At 76.0% G+C, this 509-nt stretch carries 1 protein-coding gene; it reads left to right on the forward strand.

The genetic code is table 11. From position 1 onward, the window contains the following. On the forward strand, positions 1 to 509 hold a 509-nt coding region (locus FHD68_RS18845; protein WP_280115192.1), incomplete at both ends, for an NAD(P)H-hydrate epimerase.

Genomic DNA, 509 nt, shown 5'->3' on the forward strand with positions numbered 1-509 from the left:
CGCGACCGGGCTCCGACGCGGCGGCGGCGCGGGCGCAATGGCCTGGGCCGGTCCTGCCGCTAACCCGCGCGGCGCTGCGCGCCCTGCCCGATGCCGATGTCTATGTCGACGCGATCTTCGGCACCGGCCTAACCCGCCCGCCCGAGGGCGAGATCGCGGCCCTGCTGCGCCATCTGGGCGGCGAGGGCGGCGACGGCGCCTTCTATCGCCCGCGCCTGGTCGCGGTGGATGCGCCAAGCGGACTGTGCCTGGACAGCGGCGTGATCCTGGGCTCTGGGCGCGGCGCCCTGCCCTGGCACGCGCTGCGCGTCGCGATGACGGTGACCTTCGACAGCCCCAAGCCCGGTCACCTGCTGGAGCATGGCCCCCTGACCTGCGGGCAACTGGTCGTGGCCGATATCGGGTTGGAGCCGTTCCGCGTCCAGGGCGGGCGCGGCCTGCGCCCGGCGCTGATGACCGCGCTCTGGCCGCGCTTCGAGCTGGCCGACCGGCGCCGCGCGCAGGGGCCG

The sequence above is a fragment of the Paracoccus marcusii genome, assembly GCF_006151785.1.
GTDB lineage: Bacteria > Pseudomonadota > Alphaproteobacteria > Rhodobacterales > Rhodobacteraceae > Paracoccus > Paracoccus marcusii.